Source organism: Agrobacterium vitis (assembly GCF_013337045.2).
GTDB classification, from domain to species: Bacteria; Pseudomonadota; Alphaproteobacteria; order Rhizobiales; family Rhizobiaceae; genus Allorhizobium; species Allorhizobium vitis_B.
Window position 1 is genome coordinate 1,146,989 of the sequence record NZ_CP118259.1, and the last position, 15,107, is coordinate 1,162,095.

Below are 15,107 nucleotides of genomic sequence, written 5' to 3' on the forward strand. Positions count from 1 at the left end.
AACCATGGAACTCAACGTCAAGACCCTCGAGGGGAAGGATGCCGGTACGGTTTCCCTGTCCGACGCCATTTTCGGCCTCGAACCCCGTGAAGATATCATTGCGCGCATGGTGCGTTGGCAGCTTGCCAAGAAGCAGCAGGGCACGCACAAGACCAAGACCCGTGCCGAAGTTTCGCGCACCGGTGCCAAGATGTACAAGCAGAAGGGTACGGGCCGCGCTCGTCACCATTCGGCTCGCGCTCCGCAGTTCCGCGGCGGCGGCAAGGCCCACGGCCCGGTCGTTCGTAGCCACGAGCATGATCTTCCCAAGAAGGTTCGCGCTCTCGCCCTGCGTCACGCTCTGTCTGCTAAGTTCAAGGCTGACGAACTGATCATCGTCGATCAGCTGGTTGCTGCCGATGCCAAGACCAAGGCCGCCGTTGGCGTGTTCGAGGCTCTCGGGCTGAAGAACGCACTGGTGATTGGCGGCGTCGAACTCGACGTCAATTTCAAGCTCGCTGCCGCGAACATCCCGAATATCGATGTTCTGCCGGTTCAGGGCATCAACGTTTATGACATTCTGCGTCGCGGTAAGCTCGTGCTTTCCAAGGCTGCGGTTGAAGCTCTGGAGGAGCGGTTCAAATGACTGATCTTCGCCACTACGACGTGATCGTATCTCCATCGATCACTGAAAAGTCCACGCTGGTTTCCGATTTTAACCAGGTGGTCTTCAATGTCGCCCGGACTGCTTCCAAGCCTGAAATCAAGGCTGCCGTCGAAGCACTGTTCGGTGTCAAGGTCACAGCTGTGAATACGCTGCTCCGCAAGGGCAAGACTAAGCGTTTCCGCGGCTTCGCCGGTAAGCAGAAGGATGTGAAGAAGGCGATCGTTACGCTCGCCGAGGGTCAGTCCATCGACGTCTCCACCGGTCTCTGAGGAACAGAAAAATGGCATTGAAAAATTTCAATCCGACAACCCCGAGCCAGCGTCAGCTGGTCATCGTTGACCGGTCGGGCCTTTACAAGGGCAAGCCTGTCAAGTCGCTGACCGAGGGTCTGTCTTCGAAGGGCGGTCGCAACAATCTCGGTCGCATCACCGTTCGCTTTCAGGGCGGCGGTCACAAGCGTACTTATCGTCTGGTGGACTTCAAGCGTCGGAAGTTCGACGTAGAAGGCACAGTCGAGCGTCTGGAATACGACCCCAACCGTACGGCGTTTATTGCGCTGATCACCTATGCCGATGGCGAGCAGGCCTATATCCTGGCTCCGCAGCGTTTGGCAGCCGGTGACAAGGTGATCGCATCGGACAAGGCTGTCGACGTCAAGCCCGGCAACGCTATGCCGCTGCAATACGTCCCAGTCGGCTCCATCGTGCATAATGTCGAGCTGAAGCCCGGCAAGGGCGGTCAGGTTGCCCGTTCCGCTGGTGCCTACGTTCAGCTGGTCGGCCGCGATGCCGGCATGGCTATCCTGCGCCTCAGCTCGGGTGAACAGCGCCTGGTGCATGGCACTTGCCTTGCAACGGTCGGCGCCGTGTCGAACTCCGACCACGGCAACATCAATGACGGCAAGGCTGGTCGTTCGCGTTGGCGCGGCAAGCGCCCGCACGTTCGCGGCGTCGTCATGAACCCAGTCGACCACCCGCACGGCGGTGGTGAAGGCCGCACCTCCGGTGGCCGTCATCCGGTTTCCCCTTGGGGTAAGCCGACCAAGGGCAAGCGTACGCGGTCGAACAAGTCCACGGACAAGTTCATCATGCGTTCCCGCCACCAGAAGAAGAAGTAAGAGAGGTAGTCAGAGATGGCTCGTTCAGTATGGAAAGGCCCCTTCGTTGACGGCTACCTTCTTAAGAAGGCTGAAAAAGTTCGCGAGAGCGGTCGTAGCGAAGTGATCAAGATGTGGACCCGTCGGTCCACGATCTTGCCTCAGTTTGTCGGTTTGACGTTCGGCGTCTATAACGGCAGCAAGCATATCCCGGTCAGCGTCAACGAAGACATGGTTGGCCATAAATTCGGTGAATTCGCTCCGACCCGGACCTATTACGGTCACGGTGCGGACAAGAAAGCGAAGAGGAAGTAACGATGGGCAAGGCAAAAGCCGAACGCCGGCTGAAGGATAACGAGGCGCAGGCCGTTGCGCGCACGCTCCGCGTCAGCCCTCAGAAGCTCAACCTGGTTGCAGCTTTGATCCGTGGCAAGAAGGTCGACCGCGCTCTGGCCGACCTGACATTCTCGCGCAAGCGCATTGCAGATACAGTGAAGAAGACACTGGAATCGGCTATTGCAAACGCCGAGAACAACCACGACCTCGACGTCGATCAGTTGATCGTCGCCGAAGCCTATGTTGGTAAATCGATCACCATGAAGCGTTTCCACGCTCGTGGCCGTGGCCGCGCATCGCGCATTGAAAAGCCATTCTCGCATCTGACGATTGTCGTGCGCGAAGTCGAAGCCAAAGGGGAGGCCGCATAATGGGTCAGAAAATCAATCCAATCGGTTTCCGCCTGGGCATTAACAGGACTTGGGATAGCCGTTGGTTCGCCGACAACGCCGAATATGGCAAGCTTCTTCATGAAGACCTGAAGATCCGCGCCTATTTGATGGATGAGCTGAAGCAGGCCGGTATCGCCAAGGTGGTTATCGAGCGTCCGCACAAGAAGTGCCGCGTCACGATCCACTCGGCCCGTCCCGGTCTGATCATCGGCAAGAAGGGTGCAGACATCGAAAAGCTTCGCAAGAAGCTTTCCGAAATGACCAATTCCGAAACGCACCTCAACATTGTTGAAGTGCGCAAGCCGGAAGTCGATGCTACGCTGGTCGCTCAGTCGATCGCCCAGCAGCTCGAGCGCCGTATCGCGTTCCGTCGTGCCATGAAGCGCGCCGTACAGTCCGCCATGCGTCTGGGTGCCGAAGGCATCAAGATCACTTGCGCTGGCCGTCTCGGTGGTGCCGAAATCGCCCGTACAGAATGGTACCGCGAAGGTCGCGTGCCGCTTCATACGCTGCGTGCCGATATCGATTACGGTGTAGCGGAAGCTACGACCGCTTATGGTATTTGCGGCATCAAGGTCTGGATCTTCAAGGGCGAAATCCTTGAGCACGATCCAATGGCCTCCGAGCGCCGGGCGCTGGAAAGCGACGCCCAAGGCGGCAACAACAACAACCGTCGTCGCGAGAACGCCTGATTAGGCGCGCCCGGAGAAAAGTTCGGAGAATAGATAAATGTTGCAGCCAAAGCGTACCAAGTACCGCAAGCAGTTCAAGGGACGCATCAAGGGCGTTGCCAAGGGCGGTTTCGACCTGGCGTTCGGTGAATTCGGCCTGAAGGCTCTTGAGCCCAACCGCGTCAATGCACGCGAGATCGAAGCGGCTCGCCGCGCGATCACGCGTTACATGAAGCGCGCAGGTCGCGTGTGGATCCGGGTATTCCCCGATGTGCCGGTCACGGCAAAGCCTACCGAAGTCCGTATGGGTAAGGGTAAGGGCTCTGTCGAATACTGGGCATGTAAGGTCAAGCCCGGCCGTATGATGTTCGAGATCGACGGTGTGTCCGAGGAAATCGCCCGCGAGGCGCTGCGTCTCGGCTCGGCCAAGCTCTCGGTGAAAACGCGCTTCGTACAGCGCATTGCAGAGTAAGGATCAAGCCATGAAAGCCGCAGACGCACGCGCCATGAGCGCTGATCAGTTGAAGGATGAGTTGGGCAACCTGAAGAAGGAGCAGTTCAACCTGCGCTTCCAGAAGGCAACTGGCCAGCTCGAAAAGTCCTCGCGCATCAACGAGGTCCGTAAGGACATCGCCCGCGTGAAAACCATTGCCCGCCAGAAGGCGGCAGAAGCCAAGGCCTAAAGGACCAGAAGAACAATGCCGAAACGCATTCTGCAGGGCGTCGTGGTCAGCGACAAGAACGAGAAGACCGTTGTAGTCCGGGTTGAGCGTCGATTCGCTCACCCGCTGCTTCAGAAGACCGTTCGTCGCTCGAAGAAATACAAGGCTCACGACGAGAGCAATCAGTATAAGATTGGTGACGTGGTTTCCATCGAGGAATGCGCACCGATTTCCAAGGATAAGTGCTGGACGGTCGTTTCCGCCCAGGCTTAATTTGCAGAGAAATGGGGGGGGGGCCACTTGCGCCTTTCCCAAAAATCTGTAGAAGCACCGCAACGGCGCAAGAACGCTCCATCGAGAGCGTTCTTTTGCTTTGAGCGCAGGGAAGGTCCTTTTTAAGGAAACCACCTTGGCAAGATCCTCCTCCGCTCGAAAAGACATAAAGATCCATAAGCCGGAATAGGGGGCATCGCCCAACCGTTCCGGTATAACGAGAAGGCGACCTGACATGATTCAGATGCAGACTAACCTCGACGTTGCCGATAATTCCGGCGCGCGTCGTGTCATGTGCATCAAAGTGCTGGGCGGTTCTAAGCGCAAATACGCTTCGGTCGGCGACATTATCGTCGTTTCGATCAAGGAAGCTATTCCGCGCGGCCGCGTGAAAAAGGGTGATGTGATGAAAGCCGTGGTGGTTCGCACCGCCAAGGACATCCGTCGCGCCGACGGCAGCGTCATCCGCTTCGATAACAACGCAGCCGTTCTTATCGACAACAAGAAAGAGCCAATCGGCAGCCGTATCTTCGGACCGGTTCCGCGCGAACTTCGCGCTAAGAACCACATGAAGATCATCTCGCTGGCTCCTGAAGTTCTTTAAGGGGAGCGATTGACGATGCAAAAGATTCGTAAGGGCGACAAAGTCGTCGTACTCACCGGCAAGGACAAGGGTCGTTCTGGTGAAGTCATTCAAGTGATGCCGAAGGAAGACCGTGCGGTCGTTCAGGGGATCAACGTCGTAAAGCGCCACCAGCGCCAGACGCAGACCCAGGAAGCCGGTATCATCAACAAGGAAGCCTCTGTGCACCTTTCCAACCTTGCTATCGCAGACAAGGACGGCAAGCCGACTCGCGTTGGTTTCTCCGTTGTTGACGGCAAGAAGGTTCGCGTTGCCAAGCGTTCGGGGGAAGTGATCGATGGCTGAGACCAAGTATGAGCCACGGCTCAAGGCAGAATATGTAAGCCGCATTCGTCAGGCGCTTCGGGAGCAGTTTTCCTACGCCAACGAAATGCAGATTCCGAAGCTTGACAAGATCGTCATCAACATGGGCGTGGGCGAGGCAACTGCCGATTCCAAGAAGCCCACGGTTGCTGCTGCGGATCTGGCGGCTATTGCTGGTCAGAAGCCGGTCATTACCCGGGCCCGTAACTCTATCGCTGGTTTCAAGGTCCGCGAAGACATGCCGATTGGCGCAAAGGTTACCCTGCGCGGCGCTCGCATGTATGAGTTCATGGACCGTCTGATCAACATCGCGCTTCCGCGCGTTCGCGACTTCCGGGGCTTGAACCCGAAGAGCTTTGACGGCCGTGGCAACTTCGCCATGGGCATCAAGGAACACATTGTGTTCCCAGAGATCAACTACGATAAGGTTGATCAGATGTGGGGCATGGACATCATCGTTTGCACGACGGCTCCTACGGATGACGAAGCACGGGCTCTTCTAAAAGAGTTCAACTTCCCCTTCCGTCAATAACCGTAACGACGAGCGTAGAAGAGGAACTTCAATATGGCGAAGACAAGCGCAGTTGAAAAGAACAAGCGCCGCCGCAAGACAGTTGCCCAGCAATCCGGCAAGCGTGCCGAGCTGAAGGCAATCATCATGAACCAGTCCCTGTCGATCGAGGACCGTTTCAAGGCAACCCTGAAGCTGGCAGAAATGCCGCGTGACGGCTCCAAGACCCGCATCCGTAACCGTTGCGAAGTCACCGGTCGTCCGCGTGCATTTTATCGCAAGCTCAAGATGTCGCGTATCGCACTTCGTGAGCTTGGCAATTCCGGCAAGGTGCCGGGTATTGTAAAGTCGAGCTGGTAAGGAGACGGGCAAATGACGATGACTGATCCGTTGGGCGATATGCTCACCCGTATCCGGAATGGTGCTGCCCGCCGCAAGGCTTCGGTGGTTACTCCGGCTTCCAAGCTGCGTGCGCGCGTTCTGGATGTTCTTCAGGCTGAAGGCTACATTCGTGGCTATTCTGAAATCGACCATGGTAACGGCAAGGCCGAGATCACGATCGAACTGAAATATTATGAAGGCGCGTCGGTGATCCGTGAGATCGGCCGCGTGTCCAAGCCGGGCCGCCGAGTCTATGTCTCGGTTAAGTCCATTCCGCAGGTCGCGAACGGCCTCGGCATTACCATCCTTTCGACTCCGAAGGGCGTAATGGCCGATCACCAGGCTCGCGAACAGAATGTTGGTGGCGAGGTTCTCTGCTCTGTCTTCTAAGACAGCGCAGAGATCTCCCTAGCGAACAGACAGGATAATCACATGTCTCGTATCGGTAAAAAGCCCGTTCAGGTTCCTGCAGGGATCACGGCCTCGGTTGATGGCCAGAAAGTAACTGCCAAGGGCCCGAAGGGCGAACTCTTCTTCGTCGCAAATGACGAAATCTCGGTTGCGCTTGAGGACAATGCAATTGTCGTCAAGCCAGTCAACGACTCCAAGGATGCACGTTCAAAGTGGGGCATGTCCCGCACGATGATCGAAAACATCCTGAAGGGTGTCAAGGACGGCTACGAGCGCAAGCTCGAAATCAACGGCGTTGGTTACCGCGCATCTTTGCAGGGCAAGAACCTGCAGCTGGCGCTCGGTTTCAGCCACGACGTTGTGTATGAGCCGCCGCAGGGCATCACTATCGCCGTTCCGAAGCCGACGGAAATCGTGGTTTCCGGGATCAACAAGCAGCAGGTCGGTCAGGTCGCTGCCGAGATCCGCGAATATCGCGGCCCCGAGCCCTACAAGGGCAAGGGCGTCAAGTATGCCGAAGAGCGGATCGTCCGCAAAGAAGGCAAGAAGAAGTAAGGAACGCGCGAAATGGCAAGCAGAAAAGAAGCACTTGTACGTCGTGCCAACCGCGTACGGCGTCAGATCAAGGCGGTGGCCAATGGCCGTCCGCGTCTGTCGGTACATCGCTCTTCGAAGAACATCTACGTCCAGGTTATCGACGACGTGGCCGGCCGCACGCTGGCTGCTGCATCGACCCTCGACGGCAGCCTGCGCTCTTCGCTGAAGACCGGCGCCGACACAGCAGCAGCTGCTGCTGTTGGCAAGCTGGTCGCCGAGCGTGCTGTTGCCGCCGGTGTGAAGGAAGTCGTGTTCGATCGCGGCGCCTTCATCTATCATGGCCGCATCAAGGCACTGGCAGAAGCCGCCCGCGAAGGCGGTCTGTCCTTCTAAGGAATAGCCGCCCGGATGCGCTGGTATCCGGGCGGTTTCGCGGCTTTGCCGCATATGCCGGAGGAGCCCAACCCTAAAAGGGGAGGGCCGAATTCAAGATTGTAATCTGCCGATTGCACCCGGAAAAGAAAAAAGGAAAAGGACAATGGCACAAGAAAAGCGTGGTTCGCGGGACGACCGTCAGAACCGTGAAGAGCGCGATAGCGAATTTGTCGACAAGCTGGTCGCCATCAATCGCGTCGCCAAGGTCGTCAAGGGCGGCCGTCGTTTTGGTTTCGCTGCTCTCGTCGTCGTCGGCGACCAGAAGGGTCGCGTTGGCTTCGGTCATGGCAAGGCACGTGAAGTGCCGGAAGCCATCCGCAAGGCAACCGAATCCGCCAAGCGCGACCTGATTTTCGTACCGCTGCGTGATGGCCGTACGCTGCATCATGACGTTCATGGCCGTCACGGCGCTGGCAAGGTGCTGCTGCGGTCTGCGAAGGCTGGTACTGGTATCATCGCTGGTGGTCCGATGCGCGCCGTTTTCGAAACGCTCGGCATGCATGACGTTGTTGCCAAGTCGACCGGTTCGTCGAACCCTTACAACATGGTTCGTGCAACGTTTGACGCGCTGAAGCACCAGGTTCATCCAAAGGACGTCGCTGCACAGCGTGGCCTGAAGTATGCGACCTTGCAGGCTCGTCGTGCCGCGTCCGGCAACGGTTCTGAAGAATAAGGAGCTGGACAATGGCCAAGAACACTGAAGCCCAGAAGACGATCACGGTCGAGCAGATCGGTTCGCCTATTCGCCGCCCGGCTGTACAGCGCCAGACGCTTATCGGCCTGGGTCTCAACAAGATGCATCGGGTCCGCACGTTGGAAGATACGCCTTCGGTTCGTGGCATGATCCGTGCTGTCCAGCATCTCGTTCGCGTCGTCGACGAGAAGTGAGACGGAGGAAACTGTCATGAAACTGAATGAAATCAAAGACAACGAAGGTTCCAGCAAGGATCGTATCCGCGTAGGTCGCGGTATCGGTTCCGGCAAGGGCAAGACCGGTGGCCGTGGCGTCAAGGGTCAGAAGGCGCGTTCCGGCGTAGCCGTCAATGGCTTCGAAGGCGGCCAGATGCCGATCTATCGTCGCCTGCCGAAGCGTGGCTTCAACAACATCTTCGCTTCCGAATTCACGACCGTTTCGCTCGGCCGGATTCAGACGGCGATCGATGCTGGCAAGCTCGACGCTTCCGCCACTATCGATGCAGCAGCTCTCAAGGCTGCTGGCGTGATTCGCCGCCTCAAGGACGGTGTTCGCGTCCTCGGTGACGGTGAATTGACGACGAAGGTAACGATTGAAGTTGCCGGTGCCTCCAAGCCTGCGGTCGAAAAGATCGAAAAGGCAGGTGGCTCGATCAAGCAGCTTTCAGCTGCTGCGGAAAAGTCGGAATAATCGATTAAATTTATCGCCCGGGGTGCTTCACACCGGGCGATTTTTCTACCATATGTGTGCCTCGCGACCCATGGGCGGCCCCTGTGTCGCTTTCTCCCCAAATCATCTTGGTTTGGGGAGAAAGCGACACAGCACTTTTTGAGTGATAAAGCAGTTTTGTTGTGTTTGAAAAAATACACGACGCTTTATGTTCCGTCTTCCGGGAATTTCGGAAACAGAGGGAGAGGCATCTGGTTGCAATGCAATCGCTCCGCCCCCGGTTTTCTGCGAGAGAGAACGAACTTTACCTTCGGCAGGCTGTCCATTATCAAGCCGCCGTATATGGTACGCGGAGAATTTTATGGCTTCTGCAGCGGAACAATTGGCCTCGAACCTGAACTTTTCAACCTTTGCGAAGGCAGAGGATTTGAAAAAGCGCATCTGGTTCACGCTGGCCGCCCTTCTTGTCTATCGTCTAGGTACCCACATTCCGCTGCCTGGCCTCAACCCCGAGGCCTATGCGGCTGCCTTTAAAGGCCAGTCCGGTGGTATTCTCGGGCTGTTCAACATGTTTTCCGGTGGCGCAGTGCAGCGCATGGCGATTTTCGCCCTCGGCATCATGCCCTATATTTCCGCTTCGATTATCGTCCAGCTGATGACATCAGTTGTTCCCTCGCTTGAAAACCTCAAGAAGGAAGGTGAGCAGGGGCGCAAGATCATCAATCAATATACCCGCTACGGCACTGTTCTGCTCGGCACGCTGCAAGCCTATGGCATTGCGGTTGGGCTGGAGCACGGCAATGGCTTGGTGACCGATCCTGGCTTGTTCTTCCGGCTGTCGACCGTCGTGACGCTGCTGGGCGGTACGATGTTCCTTATGTGGCTTGGCGAGCAGATCACGTCGCGCGGTATCGGTAACGGTATTTCGCTGATTATCTTCGCGGGTATTGCCGCAGGTCTCCCGACCGCACTTGCCGGTACGTTGGAGCTAGGCCGCACAGGCGCTTTGTCCACAGCCTTGATCCTGACGGTGATCCTGGTGGCAATCGGCGTGATTGCGCTGATCGTGTTCTTCGAGCGTGCCCAGCGCCGCTTGCTGATACAGTATCCGAAGCGTCAGGTCGGCAACCGGATGTTCCAGGGTGATACCTCGCATCTGCCGCTGAAGCTGAACACCTCAGGCGTTATCCCCGCGATCTTCGCATCGTCGCTCTTGCTGCTGCCAGCGACAGCTGCCGGCTTTACCGGTGGCTCAACGCTGCCCGCCTGGGCGACCACCATCATCAGCGCGCTTGGCCATGGTCAACCTGCCTATATGGTGCTCTATGCGCTGCTGATCGGCTTCTTTGCATTCTTCTATACGGCCATTGTTTTCAATCCGAAGGACACGGCCGACAATCTGAAAAAGCATGGCGGCTTTATTCCAGGGATTCGTCCCGGTGAGCGAACAGCTGAATATATCGATTATGTGCTGACGCGAATCACAGTCGTTGGCGCCATCTACCTTGTCTTCGTCTGTATCCTTCCCGAAATTTTGGTTTCTCAGACCGGGGTGCCCTTATCCCTTGGTGGTACGTCGCTTTTGATTGTTGTCAGCGTTACCCTGGATACGGTAGCACAGGTACAGGGTCACCTGATTGCTCAGCAATATGAGGGGCTGATCAAGAAATCGAAGTTGCGTGGAGGAAAGAGGGGACGATGAGGTTAATTCTATTGGGGCCTCCGGGTGCGGGTAAAGGCACTCAGGCCCAGAGGATCGTCGACAAGTACGGTATTCCGCAATTGTCGACGGGGGATATGCTCCGGGCCGCTGTGTCGGCTCAGACTGAGGTCGGTAAGCGCGCCAAGGCGGTGATGGATGCCGGGAAACTGGTTTCGGACGATATCGTCATCGCCATCGTTTCCGAGCGGATCGATCAAGATGATTGCCGCAATGGATTCATTCTCGATGGGTTTCCGCGGACCTTGATCCAGGCGGATGCTACGGAGAATATGCTTGCGGTTAAGGGCCTTGAGCTTTCGGCTGTGGTTGAAATCAGGGTCGAAGACGAAATTCTAGCGGATCGAATCGCTGGTCGTTATACCTGTGCCAATTGCGGGACGGGTTATCATGACGAGAATCTCAAGCCGAAGGTGGAGGGGGTCTGCGACAAATGCGGATCAACTCACTTCAAGCGCCGTCCCGATGACAATCGCGATACGGTAAAGACCCGTCTACAGGCCTATTATAAGGAGACTTCTCCCTTGATCGGCTATTACTATGCCAAGGGAAAACTCCATTCTGTCGACGGTATGGCCGAAATCGACCAGGTTACGGCGGAAATCGAGGCTGTGTTGTCCGGTCTCTGACCGGATTTCCATGAATTTCTTTAGTGGAACGGTTGCTTTTCGTTACCGATTCCGCTAGATAGCGCGCCAACTCGCTAAAGATCAACGGTCGGCGCGTTCTTCCTACGGAGGAAGACGGGTTCGGTCGTTTTGACTTGTTGAGAACCCAAAAATCAATCGGCGGCCTTGTCACGGCTGTCAAACGACACACCACTTGCCGGATGGCAACTGGAACGCAAGGAGAATAGGCGTGGCACGTATCGCTGGCGTCAACATCCCAACGGCAAAGCGCGTAGTTATCGCGCTGACCTATATTCATGGGATTGGTCCGAAGTTCGCACAGGAAATCATGGAAAAGGTTGGTCTTGCCGCCGACCGCCGCGTTCATCAGCTGACAGATGCTGAAGTTCTGGCTATCCGTGAAACCATCGACCGCGATTACCAGGTCGAAGGTGACCTGCGTCGCGACACCGCAATGAACATCAAGCGCTTGATGGATTTGGGCTGCTACCGCGGTCTGCGCCATCGTCGCGGTCTGCCTGTTCGCGGTCAGCGTACCCATACCAATGCTCGTACTCGCAAGGGTCCGGCAAAGGCTATCGCTGGTAAGAAGAAGTAAGTTTCGCTGTATGGCGAGCTTGAGGCTGGCACGTCAGTGCCGGCCTTGTTGCAGTTTTGGAAAGGGCACGTTGTCCTTTCCGGTGGAGCCGCTGGTGTTACGGCGGTGTCGAGATCAATGAAAGGGAATTGAATGGCCAAGGAAGCCACACGCGTTCGCCGTAGAGAGCGCAAAAATATTTCGTCGGGTGTTGCGCACGTCAACTCGACATTCAACAATACGATGATCACCATCACCGACGCGCAGGGCAATGCAATTGCCTGGTCGTCCGCTGGTGCCAAGGGCTTCAAGGGTTCGCGTAAGTCGACCCCGTTTGCCGCTCAGATCGCTGCTGAAGATTGCGCCAAGAAGGCTCAGGAACACGGCATGAAGTCGCTGGAAGTCGAAGTTTGCGGTCCTGGTTCTGGCCGTGAATCGGCTCTGCGTGCTTTGCAGGCTGCGGGCTTCATGATCACCTCGATCCGCGATGTGACCCCGATCCCGCACAATGGCTGCCGTCCTCGCAAGAAGCGCCGCGTCTGATCATTCTTCGTCCGGCCGGGATATGCGCAGATGCGGTCCCGGTTCTTCTCATGCTCGGTCGTCACGATTGAATAGTGGCGACGAACGGAAGGTAAACATATGATTCAGAAGAATTGGCAGGAACTGATCAAGCCGAACAAGGTTGAGTTCTCCTCCAGCGGTCGCACCAAGGCAACCCTGGTTGCTGAACCGCTTGAGCGGGGCTTCGGTCTGACGCTCGGCAACGCGCTTCGTCGCGTTTTGCTGTCGTCGCTGCGTGGTGCTGCCGTGACGGCAGTTCAAATCGACGGCGTTCTGCATGAATTCTCGTCGATCCCAGGTGTTCGCGAAGATGTCACCGACATCGTTTTGAACATCAAGGAAATTGCCATCAAGATGGACGGCGACGATGCCAAGCGCATGGTCGTCCGCAAGCAGGGTCCAGGCGTCGTGACCGCTGGAGATATCCAGACGGTTGGCGATATCGAGATCCTCAATCCGAACCACGTCATCTGCACTTTGGATGAAGGCGCGGAAATCCGGATGGAATTCACGGTCAACAACGGCAAGGGCTATGTCCCCGCCGATCGTAACCGCGCAGAAGATGCGCCGATTGGGCTTATCCCGGTCGACAGCCTCTATTCGCCGGTCAAGAAAGTGTCCTACAAGGTGGAAAACACCCGCGAAGGCCAGGTTCTTGACTACGACAAGCTGACCATGACGATCGAGACTGATGGGTCTGTTTCGGGTGAAGATGCGGTGGCTTTCGCTGCCCGTATTCTCCAGGATCAGCTGTCTGTCTTCGTCAACTTCGATGAGCCGCAGCGTGAAGCTGAAGAGGAAGCCGTTACAGAACTGGCTTTCAACCCGGCTCTCTTGAAGAAGGTCGACGAACTCGAGCTTTCGGTTCGTTCGGCCAACTGCCTGAAGAACGACAATATCGTGTATATTGGCGATCTGATCCAGAAGACCGAAGCCGAAATGCTGCGCACGCCGAACTTTGGTCGCAAGTCGCTGAACGAGATCAAGGAAGTTTTGGCTTCCATGGGCCTGCATCTGGGTATGGAAGTTCCTGCCTGGCCGCCGGAAAACATCGAAGATCTCGCCAAGCGCTACGAAGACCAATATTAATCTTAGATAAGGCAGGTTGAACTCTGCCTTTCCAGTCAAACTGCGGATCTTGATCCGTATGTGTCAGGAAACGGCAGGGCCGCAACAAGCGCGGGAACCTGCATTGAAGGAGAATAGCCATGCGCCATCAGAAAGCCGGCCGCAAGCTGAACCGTACCGCAAGCCACCGTAAGGCAATGTTTGCCAATATGGCGGCTTCGCTCATCACCCATGAGCAGATTGTCACCACCCTTCCGAAGGCGAAGGAAATTCGCCCGATCGTCGAACGGCTTGTCACACTCGGCAAGCGTGGCGACCTGCACGCTCGTCGTCAGGCCATTTCGCAGATCAAGGATCAGGATGCTGTTCGCAAGCTGTTCGATGCGATTGCTACCCGTTACGCCAGCCGTAACGGCGGCTACCTTCGCATCATGAAGGCTGGCTTCCGTCAGGGCGACAATGCTCCTCTGGCCGTTATCGAGTTCGTTGAGCGCGATATCGACGCCAAGGGTGCAGCTGACAAGGCTCGCGTTGCCGCTGAAGCAGAAACCGCTGAAGCAGCATAAGCCATAAGCGACGTTAAGTCGTTTGTTTCAGGGCCGGATGGGAAACCATCCGGCCCTTTTCCGTTTTCTGGCTCGCTACTCCAAGTCTTTCCGGGAGTAGTTGTGTTTAGGCGTCGCGCCGTTGTTGGTTAATGTTCAGGATCGCCTATGCCTCTGGTCTATGGTTTTGACCTGAAATTCTGTCCGGGCTAAGAAGGAGATCTCCCTCCCTGCAATGCTGCCATTGCCCTTCGACAAAGAGACCTATCCCATGATGCCAAGATTGCCTGCATTCGCCACAGCGATGATTGTCACTGCGTTGACGGTGGCGTCGAGCGCCATTGTCAGTCATGCCGCGTCGTCGGCTTCCAGCCGGGGAGTGAAAACGATTGCTCCGAAGGTTCTCGTTATCACCATGTTTGGCGAAGAGACCAAGCCGTGGCTGGCAGGGCGCAAGCTGACGACGAAGGTTAAAGTGCCAGGCCTGTCGAAAGAGTATCCGGAGGTCGTTTGCGATCGTCAGGGCCTCTGCGTGATGACCACGGCAATGGGCTATGCCAATGCGGCGAGCTCGACCATGGCGGTCGCGTTCGACCGTCGGTTCGATCTCCGCAACACCTATGTGTTGATCGCAGGCATTGCCGGCGTCAATCCGAAGGAGGGAACTCTGGGGTCGGCGCTCTGGGCCAGATATGTGGTGGATGGCGGATTGCGGCATGATATCGATGCCCGCCAGATCGACAAGGACTGGCCAGACGGGCAGGTGCCGCTGGGTGCGGCAAGTCCGACGGGCAAACCGACCTGGGCGGCGGGGACAGAAGTCTACGCGCTGAACGAGGCTCTGGTCCAGAAGGCCATGGCGGTGACCGGGTCCGTTGAACTGATGGACAGCGATGCTGCCAAGACCTATCGCGCCGCCTATGCCGCGCCGGCAGCCAAGGCGGCTCCGTCTGTGAAGATTTGCGACACGGTCTCAGGCGATACCTACTGGCATGGGGTCAAGAACGCTGAAGCCACGGAACGATTTGCTACCCTGGTCACCGATGGAAAAGCCCATTACTGCACCACCCAAATGGAGGATAATGCGACGCTGACAGCTTTGAAGCGGGCCTCGGAGGCCGGGCGCCTCGATTTCAACCGTATTCTGGTGTTGCGCACAGCGTCCAATTTCGACCGCGAACCGTTTGGCCGCACCGCTATCGAATCGCTGACTTCGAAGTCCGGCGGCTTCATGCCATCAGTTACAAATGCTTATCGAGTGGGAAGTCGTTTCGCCGATGTCGTTATCGCGGACTGGAAAACGTGGAAGGAACGCAATGGCGGAAAATAAGACATATTGTATGT

General features: G+C 56.7%; 26 protein-coding genes. All 26 read left to right on the forward strand.

The annotated features are described in order from the left end of the window. Positions 1-4: 4 nt before the first annotated feature. The 26 genes from rplD (at position 5) to G6L01_RS05475 (ending at position 15,093) form a co-directional block, all read left to right on the forward strand. Entirely contained in the window at positions 5-625 is a 621-nt protein-coding gene (gene rplD / locus G6L01_RS05350; protein ID WP_060715703.1) for a 50S ribosomal protein L4, read from the forward strand. Beyond that, positions 622-915 (forward strand): 50S ribosomal protein L23, encoded by a 294-nt coding sequence (locus tag G6L01_RS05355; RefSeq protein WP_015915740.1) that lies wholly within the window; start codon positions 622-624, stop codon positions 913-915. Before rplD ends, G6L01_RS05355 begins: the two co-directional genes overlap by 4 nt. 11 nt (positions 916-926) lie before the next feature. Further along, the gene (gene rplB / locus G6L01_RS05360; RefSeq protein WP_015915741.1) at positions 927-1,763 is read left to right on the forward strand and encodes a 50S ribosomal protein L2; all 837 of its coding nucleotides are present in this window, start codon (positions 927-929) and stop codon (positions 1,761-1,763) included. 15 nt (positions 1,764-1,778) lie between these two features. Continuing rightward, positions 1,779-2,057, forward strand: a complete 279-nt coding sequence (rpsS, locus tag G6L01_RS05365) for a 30S ribosomal protein S19 (protein WP_015915742.1) — start codon at positions 1,779-1,781, stop codon at positions 2,055-2,057. A 2-nt stretch (positions 2,058-2,059) separates the two neighbouring features. After that, complete coding sequence (gene rplV / locus G6L01_RS05370; protein ID WP_015915743.1) at positions 2,060-2,449, forward strand: 50S ribosomal protein L22; 390 nt, start codon at positions 2,060-2,062, stop codon at positions 2,447-2,449. Beyond that, on the forward strand, positions 2,449-3,162 hold the full coding sequence (rpsC, locus tag G6L01_RS05375; RefSeq protein WP_041696471.1) for a 30S ribosomal protein S3: 714 nt from the start codon (positions 2,449-2,451) through the stop codon (positions 3,160-3,162). The genes rplV and rpsC overlap by 1 nt, the downstream gene beginning before the upstream one ends. 37 nt (positions 3,163-3,199) lie before the next feature. After that, entirely contained in the window at positions 3,200-3,613 is a 414-nt protein-coding gene (gene rplP, locus G6L01_RS05380) for a 50S ribosomal protein L16 (RefSeq protein ID WP_015915745.1), read from the forward strand. A gap of 10 nt (positions 3,614-3,623) precedes the next feature. Further along, positions 3,624-3,824: a 50S ribosomal protein L29 gene (rpmC, locus tag G6L01_RS05385; RefSeq protein ID WP_015915746.1), complete on the forward strand. Its 201-nt coding sequence runs from the start codon at positions 3,624-3,626 to the stop codon at positions 3,822-3,824. A gap of 15 nt (positions 3,825-3,839) precedes the next feature. After that, positions 3,840-4,076, forward strand: a complete 237-nt coding sequence (gene rpsQ / locus G6L01_RS05390; protein WP_015915747.1) for a 30S ribosomal protein S17 — start codon at positions 3,840-3,842, stop codon at positions 4,074-4,076. Positions 4,077-4,311: 235 nt separating this feature from the next. After that, positions 4,312-4,680 carry a 50S ribosomal protein L14 gene (gene rplN / locus G6L01_RS05395; protein WP_015915748.1) on the forward strand — a complete coding sequence of 123 codons (369 nt, stop codon included), beginning with the start codon at positions 4,312-4,314 and terminating at the stop codon, positions 4,678-4,680. Positions 4,681-4,695: 15 nt separating this feature from the next. Further along, a complete protein-coding gene (gene rplX, locus G6L01_RS05400) occupies positions 4,696-5,004 on the forward strand; it encodes a 50S ribosomal protein L24 (protein WP_015915749.1) in 309 nt (102 codons plus the stop codon). Then, a complete protein-coding gene (gene rplE, locus G6L01_RS05405; RefSeq protein WP_015915750.1) occupies positions 4,997-5,554 on the forward strand; it encodes a 50S ribosomal protein L5 in 558 nt (185 codons plus the stop codon). Before rplX ends, rplE begins: the two co-directional genes overlap by 8 nt. A 33-nt stretch (positions 5,555-5,587) precedes the next feature. After that, positions 5,588-5,893 carry a 30S ribosomal protein S14 gene (gene rpsN / locus G6L01_RS05410; protein WP_060715702.1) on the forward strand — a complete coding sequence of 102 codons (306 nt, stop codon included), beginning with the start codon at positions 5,588-5,590 and terminating at the stop codon, positions 5,891-5,893. A 12-nt stretch (positions 5,894-5,905) separates the two neighbouring features. After that, positions 5,906-6,304 (forward strand): 30S ribosomal protein S8, encoded by a 399-nt coding sequence (gene rpsH / locus G6L01_RS05415; RefSeq protein WP_015915752.1) that lies wholly within the window; start codon positions 5,906-5,908, stop codon positions 6,302-6,304. A 42-nt stretch (positions 6,305-6,346) separates the two neighbouring features. Beyond that, a complete protein-coding gene (gene rplF, locus G6L01_RS05420; protein ID WP_015915753.1) occupies positions 6,347-6,880 on the forward strand; it encodes a 50S ribosomal protein L6 in 534 nt (177 codons plus the stop codon). Between the two features lie 12 nt (positions 6,881-6,892). Next, positions 6,893-7,255, forward strand: a complete 363-nt coding sequence (gene rplR, locus G6L01_RS05425) for a 50S ribosomal protein L18 (protein WP_015915754.1) — start codon at positions 6,893-6,895, stop codon at positions 7,253-7,255. Positions 7,256-7,400: 145 nt separating this feature from the next. Beyond that, complete coding sequence (gene rpsE, locus G6L01_RS05430) at positions 7,401-7,970, forward strand: 30S ribosomal protein S5 (protein WP_015915755.1); 570 nt, start codon at positions 7,401-7,403, stop codon at positions 7,968-7,970. Between the two features lie 11 nt (positions 7,971-7,981). Beyond that, positions 7,982-8,185 carry a 50S ribosomal protein L30 gene (gene rpmD / locus G6L01_RS05435; RefSeq protein WP_015915756.1) on the forward strand — a complete coding sequence of 68 codons (204 nt, stop codon included), beginning with the start codon at positions 7,982-7,984 and terminating at the stop codon, positions 8,183-8,185. 16 nt (positions 8,186-8,201) lie between these two features. After that, positions 8,202-8,681 (forward strand): 50S ribosomal protein L15, encoded by a 480-nt coding sequence (rplO, locus tag G6L01_RS05440; RefSeq protein WP_070167170.1) that lies wholly within the window; start codon positions 8,202-8,204, stop codon positions 8,679-8,681. Between the two features lie 340 nt (positions 8,682-9,021). Next, complete coding sequence (gene secY, locus G6L01_RS05445; RefSeq protein ID WP_015915758.1) at positions 9,022-10,362, forward strand: preprotein translocase subunit SecY; 1,341 nt, start codon at positions 9,022-9,024, stop codon at positions 10,360-10,362. Further along, positions 10,359-11,009, forward strand: a complete 651-nt coding sequence (locus tag G6L01_RS05450) for an adenylate kinase (protein ID WP_070167169.1) — start codon at positions 10,359-10,361, stop codon at positions 11,007-11,009. Before secY ends, G6L01_RS05450 begins: the two co-directional genes overlap by 4 nt. Positions 11,010-11,238: 229 nt before the next feature. After that, entirely contained in the window at positions 11,239-11,607 is a 369-nt protein-coding gene (gene rpsM / locus G6L01_RS05455) for a 30S ribosomal protein S13 (protein WP_060715700.1), read from the forward strand. Between the two features lie 132 nt (positions 11,608-11,739). Continuing rightward, positions 11,740-12,129, forward strand: coding sequence for a 30S ribosomal protein S11 (gene rpsK / locus G6L01_RS05460; protein ID WP_015915761.1), 390 nt, complete (start codon positions 11,740-11,742; stop codon positions 12,127-12,129). Between the two features lie 99 nt (positions 12,130-12,228). Continuing rightward, positions 12,229-13,239, forward strand: coding sequence for a DNA-directed RNA polymerase subunit alpha (locus G6L01_RS05465; RefSeq protein WP_060715699.1), 1,011 nt, complete (start codon positions 12,229-12,231; stop codon positions 13,237-13,239). A gap of 119 nt (positions 13,240-13,358) precedes the next feature. After that, positions 13,359-13,784: a 50S ribosomal protein L17 gene (gene rplQ, locus G6L01_RS05470; RefSeq protein ID WP_070167168.1), complete on the forward strand. Its 426-nt coding sequence runs from the start codon at positions 13,359-13,361 to the stop codon at positions 13,782-13,784. 250 nt (positions 13,785-14,034) lie between these two features. After that, entirely contained in the window at positions 14,035-15,093 is a 1,059-nt protein-coding gene (locus G6L01_RS05475; protein ID WP_234891986.1) for a purine-nucleoside phosphorylase, read from the forward strand. Positions 15,094-15,107 lie beyond the last annotated feature (14 nt).